Annotated in this window: 19 protein-coding genes; 7 read left to right on the top strand and 12 right to left on the bottom strand. The window is 64.0% G+C overall.

The window, feature by feature from the left end; translation table 11 throughout:
• Nucleotides 1-89: 89 nt before the first annotated feature.
• On the top strand, nucleotides 90-2,261 hold the full coding sequence (locus NKH43_RS14550) for a malate synthase G (protein ID WP_352495453.1): 2,172 nt from the start codon (nucleotides 90-92) through the stop codon (nucleotides 2,259-2,261).
• Between the two features lie 201 nt (nucleotides 2,262-2,462).
• Here NKH43_RS14550 and NKH43_RS14545 read toward each other — a convergent pair whose 3' ends face one another.
• The 6 genes from NKH43_RS14545 to NKH43_RS14520 form a co-directional block, all read right to left on the bottom strand.
• Nucleotides 2,463-2,750, bottom strand: a complete 288-nt coding sequence (locus tag NKH43_RS14545) for a GNAT family N-acetyltransferase (RefSeq protein WP_352515833.1) — start codon at nucleotides 2,748-2,750, stop codon at nucleotides 2,463-2,465.
• Complete coding sequence (locus tag NKH43_RS14540; RefSeq protein WP_352495471.1) at nucleotides 2,654-2,977, bottom strand: hypothetical protein; 324 nt, start codon at nucleotides 2,975-2,977, stop codon at nucleotides 2,654-2,656. The genes NKH43_RS14545 and NKH43_RS14540 overlap by 97 nt, the downstream gene beginning before the upstream one ends.
• Nucleotides 2,978-3,069: 92 nt before the next feature.
• The gene (locus tag NKH43_RS14535) at nucleotides 3,070-4,602 is read right to left on the bottom strand and encodes a YifB family Mg chelatase-like AAA ATPase (protein ID WP_352495454.1); all 1,533 of its coding nucleotides are present in this window, start codon (nucleotides 4,600-4,602) and stop codon (nucleotides 3,070-3,072) included.
• A 160-nt stretch (nucleotides 4,603-4,762) separates the two neighbouring features.
• Nucleotides 4,763-5,704, bottom strand: coding sequence for a glutathione synthase (gshB, locus tag NKH43_RS14530; protein WP_352640352.1), 942 nt, complete (start codon nucleotides 5,702-5,704; stop codon nucleotides 4,763-4,765).
• 216 nt (nucleotides 5,705-5,920) lie between these two features.
• Nucleotides 5,921-6,295 (bottom strand): GtrA family protein, encoded by a 375-nt coding sequence (locus NKH43_RS14525; protein WP_352640351.1) that lies wholly within the window; start codon nucleotides 6,293-6,295, stop codon nucleotides 5,921-5,923.
• A 7-nt stretch (nucleotides 6,296-6,302) separates the two neighbouring features.
• The gene (locus NKH43_RS14520) at nucleotides 6,303-7,310 is read right to left on the bottom strand and encodes a glycosyltransferase (protein ID WP_023718901.1); all 1,008 of its coding nucleotides are present in this window, start codon (nucleotides 7,308-7,310) and stop codon (nucleotides 6,303-6,305) included.
• Nucleotides 7,311-7,440: 130 nt separating this feature from the next.
• On the opposite strand from NKH43_RS14520, the gene NKH43_RS14515 reads away from it, so the two are divergent.
• From NKH43_RS14515 to NKH43_RS14490, 6 genes are all read left to right on the top strand, one after another.
• Entirely contained in the window at nucleotides 7,441-9,240 is a 1,800-nt protein-coding gene (locus tag NKH43_RS14515) for a GtrA family protein (RefSeq protein ID WP_352481399.1), read from the top strand.
• Nucleotides 9,241-9,372: 132 nt separating this feature from the next.
• The gene (locus NKH43_RS14510) at nucleotides 9,373-10,140 is read left to right on the top strand and encodes an SDR family NAD(P)-dependent oxidoreductase (protein ID WP_352640350.1); all 768 of its coding nucleotides are present in this window, start codon (nucleotides 9,373-9,375) and stop codon (nucleotides 10,138-10,140) included.
• Nucleotides 10,140-11,090 carry a 2-dehydro-3-deoxygalactonokinase gene (locus tag NKH43_RS14505; RefSeq protein WP_352858841.1) on the top strand — a complete coding sequence of 317 codons (951 nt, stop codon included), beginning with the start codon at nucleotides 10,140-10,142 and terminating at the stop codon, nucleotides 11,088-11,090. Before NKH43_RS14510 ends, NKH43_RS14505 begins: the two co-directional genes overlap by 1 nt.
• Nucleotides 11,087-11,725, top strand: coding sequence for a 2-dehydro-3-deoxy-6-phosphogalactonate aldolase (locus tag NKH43_RS14500; protein ID WP_023718905.1), 639 nt, complete (start codon nucleotides 11,087-11,089; stop codon nucleotides 11,723-11,725). The genes NKH43_RS14505 and NKH43_RS14500 overlap by 4 nt, the downstream gene beginning before the upstream one ends.
• Nucleotides 11,725-12,606, top strand: a complete 882-nt coding sequence (locus tag NKH43_RS14495; protein ID WP_352481401.1) for an SMP-30/gluconolactonase/LRE family protein — start codon at nucleotides 11,725-11,727, stop codon at nucleotides 12,604-12,606. Before NKH43_RS14500 ends, NKH43_RS14495 begins: the two co-directional genes overlap by 1 nt.
• A 159-nt stretch (nucleotides 12,607-12,765) precedes the next feature.
• Nucleotides 12,766-13,824, top strand: a complete 1,059-nt coding sequence (locus NKH43_RS14490; protein ID WP_352858750.1) for a D-alanine--D-alanine ligase family protein — start codon at nucleotides 12,766-12,768, stop codon at nucleotides 13,822-13,824.
• Here NKH43_RS14490 and NKH43_RS14485 read toward each other — a convergent pair.
• From NKH43_RS14485 to dnaK, 6 genes are all read right to left on the bottom strand, one after another.
• On the bottom strand, nucleotides 13,821-14,108 hold the full coding sequence (locus NKH43_RS14485) for a DUF1330 domain-containing protein (protein ID WP_023718908.1): 288 nt from the start codon (nucleotides 14,106-14,108) through the stop codon (nucleotides 13,821-13,823). The genes NKH43_RS14490 and NKH43_RS14485 overlap by 4 nt on opposite strands.
• 27 nt (nucleotides 14,109-14,135) lie before the next feature.
• Nucleotides 14,136-14,849, bottom strand: a complete 714-nt coding sequence (gene pyrF / locus NKH43_RS14480) for an orotidine-5'-phosphate decarboxylase (protein WP_352858748.1) — start codon at nucleotides 14,847-14,849, stop codon at nucleotides 14,136-14,138.
• The gene (locus NKH43_RS14475) at nucleotides 14,846-15,442 is read right to left on the bottom strand and encodes an NADPH-dependent FMN reductase (protein WP_352858746.1); all 597 of its coding nucleotides are present in this window, start codon (nucleotides 15,440-15,442) and stop codon (nucleotides 14,846-14,848) included. The genes pyrF and NKH43_RS14475 overlap by 4 nt, the downstream gene beginning before the upstream one ends.
• A 61-nt stretch (nucleotides 15,443-15,503) precedes the next feature.
• Nucleotides 15,504-16,109, bottom strand: coding sequence for a phospholipid N-methyltransferase PmtA (pmtA, locus tag NKH43_RS14470; protein ID WP_023718911.1), 606 nt, complete (start codon nucleotides 16,107-16,109; stop codon nucleotides 15,504-15,506).
• A 116-nt stretch (nucleotides 16,110-16,225) separates the two neighbouring features.
• The gene (gene dnaJ, locus NKH43_RS14465) at nucleotides 16,226-17,356 is read right to left on the bottom strand and encodes a molecular chaperone DnaJ (RefSeq protein WP_023679852.1); all 1,131 of its coding nucleotides are present in this window, start codon (nucleotides 17,354-17,356) and stop codon (nucleotides 16,226-16,228) included.
• A 212-nt stretch (nucleotides 17,357-17,568) separates the two neighbouring features.
• Nucleotides 17,569-19,485, bottom strand: coding sequence for a molecular chaperone DnaK (gene dnaK / locus NKH43_RS14460; RefSeq protein ID WP_023718912.1), 1,917 nt, complete (start codon nucleotides 19,483-19,485; stop codon nucleotides 17,569-17,571).
• Between the last annotated feature and the right edge of the window lie 274 nt (nucleotides 19,486-19,759).

Raw genomic sequence — 19,759 nt, 5'->3', positions numbered from 1 at the left:
AAAACGCCCTACCTTCACCTATGCCGAATTGACCCTGCAACCGCGACATGCCAAAGGCCCGGCCTAGCCTTTCGTCTGGAGAAGCCCTGATGACCGATCGCGTCGAGATCGCCGGATTGCGGATTGCCCGCGAGCTTCATCATTTTGTCGTGAACGAGGCGTTGCCGGGCACCGGCATTGAAGCGGAGGCATTCTGGAGCGGTTTTTCGGCGATCGTCCATGATCTCTCGCCAAAAAACCGGGCGCTGCTCGAAAAACGCGATGCCATGCAGGACAAGCTCGACCGCTGGTACCGCGACAATGGCGCGCCCGTCGACATGGAGGCCTACAAGAGCTTCCTCCGCGAGATCGGCTATCTCCTGCCCGAGGGGCCGGCCTTCAGCGTGACGACCGAAAATGTCGACCCGGAAATCGCGCTGGTCGCCGGGCCGCAGTTGGTGGTGCCGGTGATGAATGCGCGTTATGCGCTGAATGCCGCCAATGCGCGCTGGGGCTCACTGTATGATGCGCTCTACGGCACCGACGCCATCCCGGAGACGGACGGCGCCGAGCGAGGCAACAAATTCAATCCGGCGCGCGGCGCCAAGGTCGTCGCCTGGGCGAAAAGCTTCTTCGACGAGGCGGTGCCGCTCACGACAGGCAAATGGGCCGGCGTGAACGGGCTTTCGGTCGCCAACGGCATGTTGCGGCTGGGCGAGGGCGGCGGCGCCACCACGCTTGCCGACCCCAAGCAGTTTGCCGGCTATCGCGGCGATGCCGCCGACCCCGAAGCCGTCTTGCTGGTCAGGAATGGCTTGCACATCGAAATCGCCATCGACCGCAACAACCAGATCGGCCGCACCGATCCGGCCGGCATTGCCGATGTCGTGCTGGAATCGGCGCTGACAACCATCCAGGACTGCGAGGATTCGGTGGCGGCCGTCGATGCCGAGGATAAGGTGCTGGTCTACCGCAACTGGCTCGGCCTGATGAAGGGCGACCTGGCTGAAGAGATCACCAAGGCCGGCAAGAGCTTTGTCCGAAGGCTCAACCCCGACCGCACCTATACCGCGCCCGATGGCGGCACGCTGACCGTGCCCGGCCGCTCGCTGATGCTGGTCAGGAACGTCGGCCACCTCATGACCAATCCGGCGATATCGGACCGCGACGGCAATGAGGTGCCGGAAGGCATCATGGATGCGGCGCTGACGGCGCTGATCGCGCTGCACGATGTTGGCCCCAACGGGCGCCGCGCCAATTCTCGCGCCGGCTCGATGTATATCGTAAAACCCAAGATGCACGGGCCGGAGGAAATTGCCTTTGCCGTCGAGATTTTCGACCGCGTCGAGGCGCTGCTCGGCATGGCGAAAAACACCATCAAGATGGGCATCATGGACGAGGAGCGGCGCACCACCGTCAACCTCAAGGAGGCGATCCGCGCCGCCAGGGACCGCGTCGTCTTCATCAACACCGGCTTCCTCGACCGCACCGGCGACGAGATACATACCTCGATGGAAGCCGGCCCGATGATCCGCAAGGGCGACATGAAGCAGGCCGCCTGGATTGCCGCCTATGAAGCCTGGAACGTCGATACCGGGCTCGAATGCGGGCTGGCCGGCCACGCCCAGATCGGCAAGGGCATGTGGGCGATGCCCGACCTGATGGCGGCGATGCTGGCCGAGAAAATCGCGCACCTTAAGGCCGGCGCCAACACCGCCTGGGTGCCGTCGCCGACGGCGGCAACCCTGCACGCCACGCACTACCACAAGGTCGATGTCCAGGCCGTGCAGAAGGCGCTGAAAAGCCGGCCCAAGGCCAGGCTCGACGACATCTTGTCGGTGCCGGTAGCAAGGCGGCCGAACTGGTCGCCTGAAGACATCCAGAAGGAGCTAGACAACAACGCGCAAGGCATTCTGGGCTATGTCGTGCGCTGGATCGACCAGGGCGTTGGCTGCTCGAAAGTGCCTGACATAAACGACGTCGGCCTGATGGAGGACCGCGCCACGCTGCGCATCTCCTCGCAGCACATCGCCAATTGGCTGCATCACGGCGTCTGCACGCCCGATCAGGTCATGGAAACGATGAAACGCATGGCGGCGATCGTCGACCGCCAGAACGAAGGCGATCCACTCTACCGGCCGATGGCACCGGACTTCAACAATTCAATCGCGTTCCTCGCCGCCTGCGACCTCGTCTTCAAAGGCCGCGTCCAGCCCAACGGCTACACCGAGCCGGTGCTGCACGCGCGGCGGCTGGAACTGAAGGCGAAGCAAGGCGCCTGAAGCGAAGGCGCGGGAGCCGGCGTCCCCCTCCCCTTGAGGGCAGGGTGACCCGAAGGGCCGGGAGGGGTCCTGCATGAAGTGCGCCAACGCCCATTCTGACGATGCGCCTCAGGAAGAGGATCATCGGGGCCCAGGTTCGATTTCCAAAAATAGGGCAAGTCGAGGGACGCCGCGTCCTCCACACCGCGGCTGCCTCTAACCTCACGCGGGCGAGATCGAGCACGACATGAAAATATCGGTATGTCTGACCGGCTCCGGGGTTTCACGGAAGGGCGGGCAGGGCCTGAAGCCGAACGACTCATACACGGCAATGGCGTTTTTCATGTAGAACGTCGTGTGGATCAATACCGTCCGGATTCGGCCTTTCCGGATCTCCGCCAGCGCGGCCCCCATCAGCGCCCGGCCGATTCCTTTTCCGCGAAACGACGCGTCGACAAAAAACTTGTGAATCTCCGCCGTATGGTCGTCGAACTGGTCAAGGCGAGGCAGCCCGCCGGTAGGTTCTCCGATCGCGCGATAAACGCCATGGCATCTGGCGCGCCGAACTTCGCTGCCAGCGAACTGCCGCTCCTTTCGGGGTGGAAGATGGTCCTCACGTCCTCCTCCGAGACGCCGTAAGGCTGCACGGCGTCGACATCCCATTGTGCAAGCTTGCGGCAAAGCCCGGCCATGGTCTCGAAGTCTTCGGCACTGCGTGCCGGCGAAACAGAAATCATCCCCGCCTCAGCCCCGGTTAGGTGCATGACCGTAACATATGCGATCATCGGGCGCGAACCCGCAACCGTACTTCCAGCGAGCAGCAGAAGCACTACGCCGCCTGTGCCATCCGCTCCGAGCTCATGCGGTAGGAAATCGCCTCGGCCAGATGGATGCGGCCGACCGTTTCGCTGGCCTCGAGATCGGCCAGCGTCCGCGCCACCTTCAAGACGCGGTGGTAGGCTCTTGCCGAAAAGCCGAGCTTTTCGCTGGCGTCCCTCAGTAGCGACAGGCCGGCGGCATCGGGCATGGCGATCTCCTCGATAACCGACGGTGAGCAATGCGCGTTGGTGGTGGCGGAGGTCGCGCCGAGCCGTTCGAAACGCTCACGCTGGATCATACGGGCACGAGCGACGCGCAGTGCCACGGCTGCACTCTTCTCCGCCCGGTCCGGCCGGATCAGATCGCTGGCCGAAACCGCCGGTACCTCGATCCTGAGATCGATGCGATCGAGCAGCGGGCCGGAAATGCGCGCCTGGTAGTCGGTGCGGCAGCGGTCGCCGCGCAGGCAGCGATAGCCTGGCTCGCCGGCCATGCCGCAGCGGCACGGGTTCATCGCCGCGACCAGCTGGATGCGCGCCGGATAGGTGACGCGATGGTTGGCGCGCGCGATCATGCAGTCGCCGGTCTCCAGCGGCTGGCGCAGCGCATCGAGCGCCTGCGGCGAGAATTCGGGAAACTCGTCGAGGAACAGCACGCCGTGATGGGCAAGCGAGGCCTCGCCCGGCCGCACGCGCAAGCCGCCGCCGACCATCGCCGCCATCGAGGCCGAATGATGCGGCGCGCGGAACGGCCGCCGGTCGGTGAGCTTTCCTTCGCCGAGTTCGCCGGCCACCGACGCGATCATCGAGACTTCGAGCAATTCCTTCGGCGCAAGCGGCGGCAGGATCGACGGCAGCCGCTGCGCCAGCATCGATTTGCCGGACCCGGGCGGACCGACCATCAGCAGATTGTGGCCGCCGGCTGCCGCCACCTCCAGCGCCCGCTTGGCGGTCTCTTGCCCCTTGATGTCGGCAAGGTCGGGCAGGTCGCGCGCCGAAGCATGGATGCCGGCTTCCGGCCGCGACAGGACCTGCGTGCCGCGAAAATGATTGGCGATGGCGATCAGGCTGCGCGGCGCCAATATGTCGAAATCCTTGCCGGCCCACGCCGCTTCCGGCCCGCAGGCGAACGGGCAGATCAGGCCCTTGCCTTCGGCATTGGCGCCGATCGCCGCCGGCAGCGCGCCGGCCACCGCGGCAATGGTGCCGTCGAGCGATAATTCGCCAAGCACGACATAGCCGGCCAGCATGTCGCCCGGAATGGCGCCGAGTGCCGCCATCAAACCGAGCGCGATCGGCAGATCGTAATGGCTGCCCTCCTTGGGCAGGTCGGCAGGCGCCAGATTGACGGTGACCTTCTTCGACGGCATCGACAGGCCGGATGCATGCAGCGCCGCCTGCACCCGCTCGCGGCTTTCGGCTACAGCCTTGTCGGCCAGGCCGACGATGTGCATGTTGACCTTGCCCGGCGCGATCATCACCTGCACGTCGACCGGCACGGCCTCGATGCCCTGGAAAGCAACCGTGCGAACCCGCGCCACCATGTCTTCACCCCGGCTGCAGGCTTGCCCCAAGCCCTTGCGATCATGCCGCGAACGGCGTCACCGGAGACAACCACAGATTTCCGGCGAAGGCAAGAACATTTGGGGAACGGCTGAACGCAGCGGCTCCAATGGGTTGCAACGCGGCCGCTCCGAAGCGAGACTAGTTACGCTTGCCCTCCACCGCATCCCAGAACAGGCTGGCGATGTCGGCGCCGCCGAAGCGCTTCACTTCGCGTATGCCGGTCGGTGAGGTCACGTTGATCTCGGTCATGTAGTCGCCGATGACGTCGATGCCGACGAGGATGAAGCCGCGCTCCCTCAGCCACGGGCCGATGCGGGCACAGATCTCGCGTTCGCGCTCTGTCAGCTCGGTCTTTTCGGCGCGGCCGCCGACATGCATGTTGGAGCGCGAATCGTGCTCGGCCGGCACGCGGTTGATGGCGCCGACCGGCTCGCCGTCAATCAGGATGATGCGTTTGTCGCCGGCGCGCACCTCCTTGAGGTAGCGCTGCACGATGTAGGGTTCGCGGAACATCTGGCCGAACATTTCGAGCAGCGAGGCGAGGTTGCGGTCGGCCTCGTGCAGGTGGAAGATGCCGGCGCCGCCATTGCCGTAGAGCGGCTTGACGATGATGTCGCCAAACTCCTTGCGGAAGGCGGCGACTTCGAGCGGATCCTTGGTGATCAGCGTGTCCGGCATCAGGTCGGGAAATTCGGTGACGAAGATCTTTTCCGGGCTGTTGCGCACCCAGGCCGGGTCGTTGACCACCAGCGTCTTCGGATGGATGCGCTCGAGGATATGCGTGGTGGTGATGTAGTTCATGTCGAAGGGCGGATCCTGCCGCAAAAGGATGACGTCCATCTCCGAAAGATCGGTACGGATTTCTTCGCCCAGTGAATAATGGCTGCCCTTCTCGTCGCGGACCTGCATCGCCTCGATGCGGGCAAACACCTTGCCGTCGCGCAGCGACAGCCGGTCGGGCGTGTAGTGGAACAGCTGGTGGCCGCGCCGCTGCGCTTCCAGCGACAGCGCAAACGACGTGTCGCCGGCAATCGACACGGTGGAGATGTGGTCCATCTGGACGGCGACTTTCAGGGGCATGGCAGCTCTCCGGCGCACTTGCAGCGATCCACTTGGATGCACAAAGTACGCTCCAACACTTTTGAATCCATGCATCGTGCTGTCCGAAAATCGATTCCGATTTTCGCGCCGATGCATCGACGACAGCGATATAAGGAAATCGGCGGCTTCTGCCAATCGGCCAAGGTCATGATGAGGCTGCGCTTCGTTTGGCGCAGATCCCAATGCGATGTGCCGTCAGCGATCGAAGACCAACTTGGAATAGCCGAGGAAGGACAGCGCCATGGCAATCAGCGAGGCGACCGCAAGGGCGATGAGCGGCGACACCGTCGGCAGCGCGAACAGGATGGCGCAATAGACGAGATAATTGACGACGCTGGTGGCAATGCCGACGCCGCCATAGCGTGCGCCCTCTTGCGCGATGCCGCGGCTGGAAGGCGAAAACGTCAGATGGCGGTTGATCAACCAGGTGACGGACAGGGCAAAACCGATCGAAATGATGCGAGCCGCGAATGGTCCGAGCGGCGCTATCGTCAGCACCAGCCAAAGCGCCGCCGCATCGGCGACGAAGCCGACGCCGCCGGCGAAAATGAAGCGGGCGAGGCGTCCCATTCAGGCTCTAGGCCGCGCGCGGGGTCTTGCCCGGTCCGGCCTTCAAAGTCGCGAGGGCGCTTGCACGTTCACGTTCGACGCGACCGGAAGGCATCGACAGATAGAAGATGCGCTTCTGCTCGGCCCGGCCGCGCGACACCGAATCGAGGATTACCCCGGTCACCGCCGCCAGCATCGACAGCAGCAGCAGCCCGACCGACAGCACCCAGGTCGGCATGCGCGGCACAAGCCCGGTTTCGGCGAACTCGATCAGCACCGGCGCCATCAGGAACAGGCTCGATGCCAGGAAGAACACCGAAAAAGCGCCGAAGAAACGCAGCGGCTGTGTCTCCTTCATCAGCATGGCGAACATCCACAGGATCTTCGCGCCGTCGCGAAAGGTCGACAGCTTCGACGAGGAGCCTTCCGGCCGGCGGCCATAGTCGAGCCCGATCTCGCTCACCGGCAATTTGAGCTGCGAGGCGTGCACCGACATTTCGGTCTCGATCTCGAAACCGCCGGAAACGGCGGGAAAGCTCTTGACGAAGCGCCTGGTGAAGGCGCGGTACCCCGAGAAGATATCGGTAAAGTCCGAGCCGAACAGCCGCTTGTAGAGGCTGTTGAAGATGCGGTTGCCGAAGGCATGGCCAGTCCTGCCGGCATCGTCGGCGACGCCGCGCCTGGTGCCCACCACCATGTCGGAGCGCTCGGTCAGCAGCGTGTTGATCAGTTGCGGCGCGTCCTCCGGCGCATAGGTGCCGTCGCCGTCGGCCATCAGATAGATGTCGGCCTCGATGTCGGCGAACATGCGGCGCACGACATTGCCTTTGCCCTGGCGCGGCTCGCGCACCACGATGGCGCCGGCGGCGCGGGCTCGGAGCGCCGTCAGATCGCGCGAATTGTTGTCGTAGACATATATCGCGGCGGCAGGCAGCGTCTCGCGAAAGCGCCGCACCACTTCGCCGATCGTCAGCTCCTCATTGTAGCAAGGCAGGAGCACGGCGATGCTCGGCTCATGGCGCACTTCTTGTGGCATTTTCGTCTCCGGATGCCCTGTGAGGTCCCTGACCGCTCAAACGCCGGCCTCGCTCGGGGCGGCTTTACTATTTATTGAAGCTGTTAAGGCTAGGTTTAAACCGCCCCGTATTCCTTCCAAAGGTCCTGATATGAGCACAGCCGACGATGGCGCCTCCATTTGGAGGTCCGATATCGCGCTGGCGCTGCTTGCCACGCTGCTGGCGCTTGCCGTCAATGCCTTTGCCGGTTTCCCGGAACTGACCAATGCCGGCGGCGACAACGACAATCTGCTGCGCCTTGTCGAAGTTCGCGACATGCTGGCAGGCCAAAGCTGGTTCGATCTGCACCAGTACAGGATGGGCCTGGAAGGCGGCTTCGTCATGCACTGGTCGCGGCTGGTCGATGCGCCGATCGCCGCCATCACGGCCGTGTCGGCCCTGACCGGGAGCACGGTCTTTGCCGAGAATTTTGCGCAAGTGCTGTGGCCGGCGCTGCTCTTTTGCCTGACCGTGTTTTTCACCGCTCGCACCGCGCGCAGCTTTGCTGGTGACGGCGCCGTGCTGCCCGCTGTCGTCGTCGGCGCCGCCGCACTGCACTTCCTCGGCATTTTTTCGCCTGGCGCGCTCGATCACCACAATGTCCAGCTGATGCTGAGCATGGCCAGCCTGAGCCTTCTGCTTGAAGCGCCGTTGCGCAGGCCGGCGGCACTACTCTCCGGCCTGTGCGCCGGATTGATGCTGGCCGTCGGCATGGAAACCGCGCCTTATGTCGCCACCATCGGCGCCTCTGTCGCCACGCTGTTTGCCCTCGACGCCGATGGCGAGAGGCCGATTGCCAGGGATTTCGGCCTCGGCTTTGCCGGCGTGTCCGCTCTCGTCTTTGTCGCCACCATCGCACCGTCCGCCTGGGGTCAGGCGCAATGCGACGCCTTCTCGACCGTGCAGTTCGTCGTCGCAGCGATTGCCGGAACCGGCCTTGCGGCGATAGCGTCGGTCGAGCCCGCTGGCCGCACGCGCCAACGGCGCATCGCCTCGCTTGGCCTGCTTGCCCTGATATTGGCCGCAGTCGTCGTCTTTTTGTTCCCGCAATGCCTGGCAGCGCCCTATGCCAACCTCGATCCGCGCCTCAAGGAGCTATGGCTTGATCACATCGACGAGGCGCAATCGCTGTTCAAGCTTCTCGCTGAAGATCCGGCCGGGGTGGTGGCGCGCTATGCTACGCCGCTCATCGCGCTCGTGCTGATGGCGCTTCGCCTTGGCCGTGGCGGCTGGCGGCGGCAGGACAGCCTTGTCGGCACGCTGCTTGTCGTGGCCTTCATCGTCAGTGCCTGGCAGGTGCGCGGTTCGACATTCTCGATCGCCTTCGCCGTCATCCCGCTTGCTGCCTGGATTGCCAAATGGCGTCAACGGGCCGAGGCCAGCCCGTCGCGCGGCGTGGCGCTGCGCATGGCCGCCGTCTGGCTGGTTTCGGTGAATGCCGTCTGGACTGGGGCTGCCGCGGCGACCTCGGTCGCCTTCGAGGACAGCAATACCGCCGCCGATAATGGCGACGGCGCCGATGTCGCTTGCCAGCGCATGGCCTCCTTTGCGGCGCTTGGCCGCCTGCCCGGCACCACGGTGCTGGCAATTTCCAATCTCGGATCGCCGATCCTGGCCTATTCCGGACACCGCGTCTTCGCCGGGCCTTATCATCGCAACGTCGCCGGCAACCTGCTGGCGCTCGATGCCTTCCTTGGGTCCGATGCCGATGCCAGGACAATCCTGGCGGATCATCACGTCGGCCTCGTCGCATTGTGCCCCGGCAGCCCCGAAAGCAAGCTCCTCGCCGCCAAGGCGCCGGCAGGTTTTCTCGCCGGGTTGATGCGCGGCAGCGTACCGGAATGGCTTGAGCCGGTTGCCGGGACCAGCGGAGCCGCCGTCGAATTGTACCACGTCCGGCTGGGCGGCTGATCGATCGGGGGCGCGTGCGGCCTTTTGTCGGACATAAGTCCCGACTATCCACTCTTTCGCCCTTGCCCGCCCGACATGGCTGGATAGGATGCGCGCCGGTCAGACCGAGATCGTTGGACCGGGAGAGAATTCATGATGCCATCGGCACGCTTTGCCGACCTCGAAGGCGCTTCGGTGCTGATCACCGGTGGCGGCTCCGGCATTGGAGCCGCCTTGACCGAGGGATTTATCCGCCAGGGGGCAAAGGTCGCCTTTATCGATATCGCCGACCGTCCGAGCCTGGCGCTGGCCGATCGGTTAGACAAGGAGCTCGGCCGGCGGCCGCTCTATCTCAAGACCGATATACGCGATATCGAGGCATTGCGGTTATCAGTTGCCAAAGCCGCCGAGGCGCATGGCGACGTGACCGTGCTGGTCAACAATGCCGCGCAGGATGACCGTCATACCGTCGAAGACGTCACGGTCGAGTTCTGGGACAACAATCATGCCATCAACCTGCGCCCGCATTTCTTCAGCGCACAGGCGGTGGCGCCGGGCATGAAGCGGGCCGGTGGCGGCTCGATCATCAATTTCACCTCGACCTCGTTTCTCATCAACCATCCCGATATGCCGGCCTATACCGCCGCCAAGGCCGGCATCGTCGGCCTCACCAAGGGTCTTGCCGGCAAGCTCGGCGTCGACGGCATTCGCGTCAACGCAATCGCGCCCGGCTGGGTGATCACCGAGCGACAGAGAAAGCTCTGGGTCACCGAACAGGCGCTCGCCGCCCACGTCGCCAAGCAGTGCGTCAAAGAGGTGATGCAGCCGGAAGACGTTGTCGGCACCGTGCTGTTCCTGGCGTCGGATGCTTCACGCATGCTGACCGCGCAGATGCTGATCGTCGACGGGGGGTTCCTGTGATCTCATCGAGCAAGGCCCCTTCTGTCGCGGCCGTCGACTGGGGCACCACCCGGATGAGGGTGTGGCTGCTCGACGGCGCCGGCAAGGTTCTCGCCGAGCGGCGCGGCGATGACGGGCTGATCACCGCCCAGGCTAAAGGATTTTCGTCCGTTCTCGAAGGGCATCTGGCTGCCATGGGTGCCCCCGAGGCGCTGCCGGTCATCATTTGCGGGATGGCCGGTTCGCGCCAGGGCTGGCTGGAGGCGCCCTATGTCAGCGTGCCGGCGCCGATCGGCGCTATCCTCGCCGGCGCTGCCCGCATCCCCGGCCAGCGCCGCGACATCCGCATCGTGCCCGGCCTTGCCCAACGCCTTGCCGATGCACCTGACGTCATGCGCGGCGAGGAAACGCAGCTTGCCGGCGCCGGTTTGCCGGCACAGGGACGCCACCTCGTCTGCATGCCCGGCACCCATTCGAAATGGGTGCCGGTCGAGGACGGTTCCATTGCCGGCTTCGGCACCTGGCCGACCGGCGAGCTGTTTTCGGTGCTGGCTGCGCACTCGATCCTGCGCCATTCGCTGGGCGAGCCGCCGCAGCCGGTTGCCGCCGAAAGTCCGTTTTTCCGGGACTGGTGCCTGAAGGCGTTGGCCGAGGGCGGTGACATCGTTTCAAGACTGTTCTCGATCCGCGCCGCCAGCCTGTTGCAGGACCTGAAGCCCGAAGATGCCGCAGCCTCTCTGTCCGGCCTGCTGATCGGCGGCGAGATCGCTTCGGCAAATAGCCGCTATGGGGCAAGCGCCGTGCCCGTCGTGCTGATCGCATCGGGCGCACTCGGCAGGCTCTATGCCGAGGCGCTCGGCCTTGCCGGGCTCGCTTTCAGGGCGGTCGACGCCGATGAGGCGGTGCGTGCCGGCCTTGCCGAAGCCGCGGGCGAAAATGGCATGATCGCCAAAAATGGAGTTGCCGCATGACCGAAACCGCACCTTTTCCAAAGCTCAAGCGGGGTCTGGTCGCGATCCTGCGTGGGCTCAAGCCAAGCGAGGCGGTGGCGATCGGCCAGGCGATCTTCGGCGCCGGCATCGAAGCAATCGAGGTGCCGCTCAACTCGCCCGAGCCTTTTGTTTCCATCGCCAGTATTGTCGAAGCGCTTCCTCCGACGGCGCTGGTCGGCGCCGGCACGGTGCTCACCGCCGCCGATGTCGACGGTCTGCACAAGGCCGGCGGGCGGCTGCTGGTCAGCCCCAATATCGATGCCGAGGTCATGGGCCGTGCCATGCAGTACGGCATGGTGACGATGCCCGGCGTGTTCACGCCGACCGAGGCATTTCAAGCAATCCGGCTCGGCGCCTCGGCATTGAAATTCTTCCCGGCGAGCGTGCTTGGCGCGGCGGGCATTTCGGCGATGCGCGCGGTGCTGCCAGCCAGTGTGCTGGTCGGCGCCGTCGGCGGCGTTTCGGACAAGGACTTTGCCGGCTACAAAGCGGCCGGCGTCACCGTCTTCGGTCTTGGCTCCAGCCTGTTCAAGCCGGGCATGAGCATCGACGAAGTGGCAGCACGGGCGAAGGCTGCGGTCGTGGCCTGGGACGCGGCGTTTGGAGCGGCATGATGAGCGAGACCATCGTTTCGGTTTTTTCCGACCATGTCTGCCAACTCGGCGAGGGGCCAAGCTATGACCCTGCCACGGACACGCTCTATTGGTTCGACATCGTCAACGGCCAGCTCCTGGAACAGCGCTTGTCCGGCGGTGCGGTCAAAATCCACGAGCTCGGTCAGATGGCCAGCGCCATCGCCATCGTCGACGACCAACGCCAGCTGATCGCCACCGAGACCGGCCTGCATGTCCGCGATGTCGCGACCGGCAAGCTGACGCTGCACACGCCGATCGAGGCCGATAATACGGTCACCCGCTCGAACGATTCCCGCGTTCACCCTTGCGGCGCCCTCTGGGTCGGCACCATGGGTAAGGGCGAGGAGAAGGCCGCCGGTTCTATCTACTGGTTCTTCAAGGGCGAGCTGCGCCGGCTCTATGCGGATCTCACGGTGCCCAATTCGATCTGCTTTTCCGAAGATGGGACTATCGCCCATTATACCGACACCAGCACCGGGCTGTTGATGCGCGTCGGCTGCGATCCTGCGACCGGCCTGCCGGTTGGCGAACCGAAGGTCTTCGTCGATCACCGTTCGGCCAAGGGCTATATCGATGGTTCGGTGCTCGACCGCGACGGCATATTGTGGAACGCTTGCTGGGGCGGCAGCGTCGTCGAAGCCTATGGACCCGACGGCAAGCTTGTCCGTTCGGTGGCGATGCCGGCGACGCAGCCGTCCTGTCCGGCTTTTGTCGGCAGGAATGCCGACCGGATCGCGGTCACCTCCGCCTGGTCCGGCAAGAGCGAGAAGCAGCGCCTGCTCGACCCGCAAGCCGGCATGACGTTTATGCTCGACATTCCAGTCAATGGTCGCTTCGAGCCGCGCGTGCTGATTGGCTAGACCATGGTCCCGAACCTTTGGTTCGGAAAAGATCATGGTCAAACAAGAAGATGGTGCGCTTGCTGTCGTGCAGGCGTCCGATCAACGTCGGTTCCGCGCAAGCCGAATGCGTTTCCCGTGCGATGGTAGGCAATCGTGCTGCCAGGAGCCGTTCCACCCATGTCAAGCCGCAAGCCGAAGCTGATCCTTGTCTACGAGCCGGAAAAGGCCTGCTTCGATCGGCTGGTCGCCGATAACCACGTGCCGGAGCGTGCCGTCGAAATCGCCTCCTATCTGGCGCAATCGACCGACATCGCTGCTGAATTCGACGCACTTGCCGCCGCTTGCCAGAAGCGCGGCTTGTCGTTTGCGCCGGTGACACTCGACGACGCCGCAAGCGTTCTCGCCGGCGAGGACCCGAAGACCACGCTCGTCTGGACGCTGACCGACGGCATCGCCTATTTCCGCGGCGGCGCGGCACCAGCTCTGGCACGGCTGAACGGCCTGAAGGCGATCGGCGCCGACGATGCGCTTTTTGCGCTCTGTCAGGATAAGTTCCGTTCCGGCGCCGTGCTCGGCGCGCTTGGCTTGCCGGTGCCGCGGGCGGGCCTTGCCCGTGACGGAGCCTGGCTGGTCGCGCCGCCGGACTCGCCCGCCGGCTGGTTCGTCAAGCCGAACCGGCTCGGCGCCAAGATCGGCATCTGGCCGGATTCGCGCTGCCCCGATCTCGGCCACGCGCTGGAGCTTAGCCGGCGCGTCTTCGCCGCCTATCGCGACGATGTCGTGGTCCAGCCCTATGTCGCCGGCCGCAACGCGCGCGCCAGTTTTCTCGGATTGAAGCCGGATACCGGCGCCGAGGCGCTCGGCATCGCCCTTGTCGATTCGGGCAGCGATTTCCAGACCATGCAGGACAGCCTGGCGCTTTACGGCGATACCGGTGTAGCGGCGAAAGCCGAGGGAAATTACGCTGAGCCGTTGCTGCTTCCCGTTGACGCCAGCCAGCCTCGAGCGGATGCAAGAATTCGTCGCATCGCCGAAAGCCTGATGATCGGGCTTGGCCTGCGGGATGTGTTTTCGATCGACTTTCGGGTCGAAGCCGACGACAGCGTGCACCTCATCGAGTTCGAGGTCTGCCCCGGCATGCCCTGCTTCGATTTCCGCGATTACTGTCGCCGGCAATGGGGCCTGAGCCTCGCCGATGCGATGGCTGAAACCGCGATGAACCGACTTCTCGCCTAAATCCCCTCGACCAGCACGATTTCGCCATCAGCTACCTTCTGGCGGATCGCGACCGCGCGCTGGTATTCGGGCGAGTGGTAGCAGTCATGCGCCGCCGCAAGCGACGGAAACTCGATGATCACATTGCGGTCTCGGCCCGGCCCCTCGGCCTTCTCATGCGCGCCGCCGCGCGCCAGGAACTTGGCGCCGAAGCGATCGAAGGCCAGCTTGGCGGCTGCGACATAGTCCTTGTAGCCTTCCGCATCGCGCACGTCGACGCGAGCGATCCAGTATCCCTTGGGCATGGTTTTTCTCCGCGTTAATTCTTGGCGTCAGGCCGAGCGCATTTCATCGAGGATGGCTTCGGCCGCCGCCCGCCTGTCGGCCGCGCCGACGATCGGCCGGCCGACCACGAGGTGGCTGGAGCCGTTGCGGATCGCCTGCGCCGGCGTCACCACCCGCTTCTGGTCGCCGTGGTCGCCGCCCTTCGGCCGGATTCCCGGCGTCACCACTGCCAGGTCGGGGCCGACAATGCGGCGCACCGCCTCGGCTTCCTCGGCCGAGCAGACGATGCCGCCCATGCCGGCATGCAGCGCCTGCTCGGAGCGCCTCAGCACCAGCGTATGCGGATCATACTCATAGCCGGCGTCGATCACGTCCTGCTCGTCCATCGAGGTCAGCACGGTGACCCCGAGCAGGCAAAGGTCGCTGCCCTTCGCAGCCTCGACCGCTGCCTTCATCGTCTTCGGATAGGCATGGATGGTCAGCATGCTCATGCCCATTCTGACGATGTTGTCGACCCCCTTGGCCACCGTGTTGTCGATGTCGAGCAGCTTCATGTCGAGAAAGATCCTGGTGCCGCCGCTGGCCAGCTCGCGGGCGAAGTCGAGCCCGCCGGCAAAGGCGAGCTGGTAACCGATCTTGTAGAAGGAGACGATCCCGTCGAGCTCGCGCACCGCTTTCTCGGCTTCCTTCAGCGTCGGCAGGTCGAGGCCGACGATCAGCCTTTCCCGCATCGTGTCGGCATGCGCGGCGTCCGGGATCATGCCTCGATCCGCGTCGACAGCATGCGCGAGGTTTCGATCAGCGTTCGGCATAGGTGCTCCATCGATTGGCGTAGTCTCTCGTCCCTGAAGTTGCCCTCGTCGTCGAAGGCGTTGCCGCCCTCCGGCACCGAGCATTCCGGTGTCACCACCTCCATCCGGCAGCGCACCAGAACGGCGCGCAGATGGTTGATGCAGCGTATCCCGCCGAAGGGCCCGTTGGAAGACGAGCAGAGGCCGGCGACCTTGCCGGCAAGCGGCCTGAACGTCCGGCCGCCATCCTTGCGCAGCTGGCTCACCCAGTCGATGGTGTTCTTGAGCAGCGGCGGAATGGAGCCGTTATATTCGGGCGTCGCGATCAGCAGCCCGTCATGGGCGGCGATCATCCGGCCGAGCTTGAAGGCGTTTTCGGGAATGCCTTCTTCCTTTTCCAGATCCTGGTCGAGGATCGGCAACGGATAGTCGGCGAGCGAGATGCGGGTCACCTCCGCGCCCTGCATGGCAAGTTCCTTCTGCGCAACGTCGGCGGTCCTGGCGCTATAGGCGCCGCTGCGCACCGAACCGGCGACGACGAGAATTTTCGGGATCACAGCCATGGGGTCTGCCTTGTCACCCGATGGGTATAAGACAAGTGCTATTCAAACCCAACGCTGCAATTCAAGCGGCCCCGCGCCGGTAGATCCAAAGCTGCGTCGGCGGAATGTTGCGGATGACGAAATGGAAATGCTCGACCGTATAGTCGCCGCGGCCCGGAGGGATCGGCGACAGCGGCCCGTAAGTCAGCTGCACGATCGGCCGGCCCGCCGGGATGCGGTCGAGCAGGCTCTCGACATAGGCGATGCGCTGGGCGACCGGGAAGTTGAGCAGCGGCACGCCCGATATCACCGAATCGAAGACCAGATCGCGCTTGTCACCGAGCGTCGCGTCGAGATTGAAGGCGTCGCCCTCGATGACGTTGACGCCTGGATAAAGCTGGCGCAGATGGCGCACGAAATCAGTGGAATATTCGACCGCGTAGAGATTTTCAGGCTTTATGCCCTGAGCGAGGATGGCGCGCGTAATGACGCCTGTGCCGGGCCCGACCTCGAGCACCGGCAGGCCGGATTTCGGGTCGACGATCGAGGCCATCTTGCGCGCGGTGATGGAACTGGTCGGGACGATCGAACCGACCGCCTTCGGCTTGTCGATCCAGCCCTTGAAGAACTTCAGCTCGTCATCGAACTTTTCCGCCAGTGTCTTTCGCAGTCCGGGACTACGCGTCATCGAAAGTCCTCCTCAACGCTCCCTCGCATGCTACTTATCAGCTACGAGGTGCAAGACAAGGCGAATCCCCGGATAAGGTGTTGATGACGCTCGGGAAGCGTTTCCAGGGATGAGCTTCAATGCTCGCCGAACGTTTCGAAAAAGTCCTTCATCCGGGCGAAAAATCCGCTCGATTGGGGCGAATTGTCCTTTGAGGAAAGCTGTTCGAATTCCTCCAGCAATTCGCGCTGGCGGCGCGAAAGGTTCTGCGGCGTCTCGACCACGGTCTGGATGTAGAGGTCGCCGATATTAGGTTGGCGCAGCACCGGCATGCCCTTGCCCTTGAGGCGGAACTGGCGACCATTCTGAGTGCCTTCCGGCACCTTCACCTTCGTCTGGGTACCGTCCAATGTCGTCACCTCGAAGGAGCCGCCAAGCGCTGCGGTCGTCATCGAGATCGGCACCTTGCAATAAAGATCGGCGCCGTCGCGCTGGAAGAACTCGTGCGGCTTGACCGCGAGGAAGATGTAGAGATCGCCCGACGGGCCGCCGCGCAGGCCGGCCTCGCCCTCATTGGCAAGCCGGATGCGGGTGCCGTCCTCGATCCCGGCCGGGATGTTCACCGACAGCGAGCGCTCCTCGGTGACGCGGCCCTGGCCGGCGCATTTCGGGCATGGGTCCTTGATGGTCTGGCCGCGCCCCTGGCATTGCGGGCAGGTGCGCTCGATCGAGAAGAACCCTTGCGTGGCGCGCACCTTGCCGTGGCCGTTGCACATCGAGCAGGTGACGGGCTGGGTGCCGGGCTTGGCGCCGCTGCCCGAGCATTCCGAGCACGAGATCGAGGCCGGCACGCGGATCTGCGCGGTCTTGCCGGAAAATGCCTCTTCCAGCGTGATTTCCATATTATAGCGCAGGTCGGCGCCGCGCTCGCGGCCGCCGGACGAGCGGCGCTGGCGCCCGCCCATCATGTCGCCGAAAATGTCCTCGAAAATGTCGGCGAAACCGCCGGCGCCAAAGCCTTGCGCCCCGCCATTCATGCCGCCGTGCTCGAAGGCGGCGTGGCCGAAGCGGTCATAGGCGGCACGCTTCTGCGGGTCCTTCAGCGTTTCGTAGGCTTCGTTGATTTCCTTGAATTTGTGCTCGCAGGCATGGTCGCCTGGGTTGCGGTCGGGATGGAACTGCATGGCCAGCTTGCGGAAAGCGCTCTTGAGCTCCTTCTCGTCGGCGCCTTTTTGCACGCCCAGCGTTTCGTAAAAATCAGCTTTCATGTTTTCCCGCAGTCCGGATAGTCAACGTCTTGAAGTATCGTTGCGTCGTTTGCCGGCACGCTGTTCCGATTTAGGTGTGATGGAGCCGGGATGCCAGTGTCTACGAGGCTTTGTCCGCATTTTTTCGGGTAGCTCGGCGTTTTTCCGGCAAAGGGTTGCAAAAAAGCCCGGCTGTGCGCCGGGCTTTTTGCTTACCTGTACCGTCAGGCGGTTCAGGCCGACTTCTTCTTCTCGTCGTCTTCGTCGATTTCCTCGAAATCGGCATCGACCACATCGCTGTCCTTGGCGGCATCAGCCTTGGCGTCGGCCTCGGCGGCTTCCTTCTGCGAAGCCTCGTACATCGCCTGGCCGAGCTTCATCGAGACTTCGGCGAGCGTCTGCGTTTTGGCCTCGATCTCGGTCACATCATCGCCTTCGGCAGCGGTCTTCAACGCCGCGATCGCATCGGCAATCGCCGTGCGGTCGGTCTCCGAGACCTTATCGCCATAGTCCTTCAGCGACTTCTCCGAGGAATGCACCAGAGCCTCGGCCTGGTTGCGGGCCTCGACCAGTGCGCGACGTTTCTTGTCGACTTCGGCATTGGCCTCGGCATCCTTGACCATCTTCTCGATGTCAGCGTCCGAAAGGCCGCCAGACGCCTGGATGCGGATCTGGTGCTCCTTGCCGGTGCCCTTGTCCTTGGCCGAAACGTTGACGATGCCGTTCGCGTCGATGTCGAACGTGACCTCGATCTGCGGCACGCCACGCGGCGCAGGCGGGATGCCGACCAGGTCGAACTGGCCGAGCGCCTTGTTGTCGGCGGCCATTTCACGCTCACCCTGGAAGACGCGGATGGTCACCGCCGACTGCGAATCCTCAGCCGTCGAGAACACCTGGCTCTTCTTCGTCGGAATCGTCGTGTTGCGCTCGATCAGCCGCGTGAATACGCCGCCCAGCGTCTCGATGCCGAGCGACAGCGGCGTCACGTCGAGCAACAGCACGTCCTTGACGTCGCCCTGCAGCACGCCGGCCTGGATGGCAGCGCCAAGTGCGACGACCTCATCCGGGTTGACGCCCTTGTGCGGTTCCTTGCCGAAGAACTGCTTCACGATCTCCTGTATCTTGGGCATACGGGTCATGCCGCCGACCAGAACGACCTCGTCGATCTCAGCGGCCTTGAGGCCGGCATCCTTGAGCGCCGCCTTGCAGGGCTCGATGGTGCGCTGGACGAGATCTTCGACAAGGCTCTCGAACTTCGCACGCGTCAGCTTTAGCGTCAGGTGCTTGGGGCCGCTGGCATCGGCGGTGATGAAGGGCAGGTTGATCTCGGTCTGCGTGGTGGACGACAGCTCGATCTTGGCCTTTTCAGCCGCTTCCTTGAGGCGCTGCAGGGCGAGCTTGTCGTTCCGCAGGTCGATACCCTGTTCCTTCTTGAACTCGGCCGCCAGATATTCGACCAAACGCATGTCGAAATCCTCGCCGCCGAGGAAGGTGTCGCCATTGGTCGACTTCACTTCGAACACGCCGTCGCCGATTTCGAGCACCGAAATGTCGAACGTGCCGCCGCCAAGGTCATAGACGGCAATCGTCTTGCCTTCCTTCTTGTCCAAGCCATAGGCAAGTGCTGCCGCCGTCGGCTCGTTGATGATGCGCAGCACTTCCAGGCCGGCGATCTTGCCTGCATCCTTGGTGGCTTGGCGCTGGGCGTCGTTGAAATAGGCCGGAACGGTAATGACCGCCTTCTCGACCTTTTCGCCGAGATAGGCTTCCGCCGTTTCCTTCATCTTCTGCAGGATCATCGCCGAGATCTGGCTGGGCGACTGGTTCTTGCCGCCGGCCTCGACCCAGGCATCGCCATTGTCGCCCTTGACGATCTTGTAGGGGACAAGCTTCTTGTCCTTCTCCGTCACCGGATCGTCATAGCGGCGGCCGATCAGGCGCTTGACCGCGAAAATGGTGTTTTCAGGATTGGTGACCGCCTGGCGCTTGGCCGGCTGGCCGACGAGGCGCTCGCCGTCGCTGTTGATGGCGACGATCGAAGGGGTCGTGCGCGCGCCTTCCGCATTCTCGATGACCTTGGATTCCTTGCCGTCCATGATGGCGACACAGGAGTTGGTTGTTCCCAGATCGATACCGATTACTTTTGCCATTTCTCTAATCTCTCCGCTAAGCAGGCTCTCAGGACCCGTACAGGCGTTCCGACGAAAGCCCCTGTTCACAAGAAATTCCGCTCCGGCAACCGGCATTCGGCGCTGGACGGCTTGGCGCGTATATAAGAACAGGCTGCGTGGCGCGCAAGCATTCTGCGCAAGGCGTTCACCATTCATCGCGGTTGATCGGATTCGGGACCGGCAGGCCCGTATTTTCCGGCCGTGATCCAGCCGGCCCGGCCCCCGGTCCATGAACCTTTCCGCCTCACCTCGC

It is taken from the genome of Mesorhizobium sp. M1163, assembly GCF_040318415.1.
Taxonomy (GTDB): domain Bacteria; phylum Pseudomonadota; class Alphaproteobacteria; order Rhizobiales; family Rhizobiaceae; genus Mesorhizobium.
This window is presented reverse-complemented; position numbering and strand designations above follow the sequence as displayed.

Bases quoted from the DNA above. Each gene is read 5' to 3' on its own strand.
- NKH43_RS14525 (WP_352640351.1), bottom strand. From the start codon at position 6,295: ATGGGACGCCTCGCCCGCTTCATTTTCGCCGGCGGCGTCGGCTTCGTC.
- NKH43_RS14520 (WP_023718901.1), bottom strand. From the start codon at position 7,310: ATGCCACAAGAAGTGCGCCATGAGCCGAGCATCGCCGTGCTCCTGCCT.
- pmtA (WP_023718911.1), bottom strand. From the start codon at position 16,109: ATGACGCGTAGTCCCGGACTGCGAAAGACACTGGCGGAAAAGTTCGAT.
- gshB (WP_352640352.1), bottom strand. From the start codon at position 5,704: ATGCCCCTGAAAGTCGCCGTCCAGATGGACCACATCTCCACCGTGTCG.
- NKH43_RS14495 (WP_352481401.1), top strand. From the start codon at position 11,725: ATGAGCGAGACCATCGTTTCGGTTTTTTCCGACCATGTCTGCCAACTC.
- NKH43_RS14540 (WP_352495471.1), bottom strand. From the start codon at position 2,977: ATGATTTCTGTTTCGCCGGCACGCAGTGCCGAAGACTTCGAGACCATG.
- dnaK (WP_023718912.1), bottom strand. From the start codon at position 19,485: ATGGCAAAAGTAATCGGTATCGATCTGGGAACAACCAACTCCTGTGTC.
- NKH43_RS14515 (WP_352481399.1), top strand. From the start codon at position 7,441: ATGAGCACAGCCGACGATGGCGCCTCCATTTGGAGGTCCGATATCGCG.
- NKH43_RS14500 (WP_023718905.1), top strand. From the start codon at position 11,087: ATGACCGAAACCGCACCTTTTCCAAAGCTCAAGCGGGGTCTGGTCGCG.
- pyrF (WP_352858748.1), bottom strand. From the start codon at position 14,849: ATGATCCCGGACGCCGCGCATGCCGACACGATGCGGGAAAGGCTGATC.
- NKH43_RS14485 (WP_023718908.1), bottom strand. From the start codon at position 14,108: ATGCCCAAGGGATACTGGATCGCTCGCGTCGACGTGCGCGATGCGGAA.
- NKH43_RS14550 (WP_352495453.1), top strand. From the start codon at position 90: ATGACCGATCGCGTCGAGATCGCCGGATTGCGGATTGCCCGCGAGCTT.
- NKH43_RS14510 (WP_352640350.1), top strand. From the start codon at position 9,373: ATGATGCCATCGGCACGCTTTGCCGACCTCGAAGGCGCTTCGGTGCTG.
- NKH43_RS14475 (WP_352858746.1), bottom strand. From the start codon at position 15,442: ATGGCTGTGATCCCGAAAATTCTCGTCGTCGCCGGTTCGGTGCGCAGC.
- NKH43_RS14535 (WP_352495454.1), bottom strand. From the start codon at position 4,602: ATGGTGGCGCGGGTTCGCACGGTTGCTTTCCAGGGCATCGAGGCCGTG.
- dnaJ (WP_023679852.1), bottom strand. From the start codon at position 17,356: ATGAAAGCTGATTTTTACGAAACGCTGGGCGTGCAAAAAGGCGCCGAC.
- NKH43_RS14490 (WP_352858750.1), top strand. From the start codon at position 12,766: ATGTCAAGCCGCAAGCCGAAGCTGATCCTTGTCTACGAGCCGGAAAAG.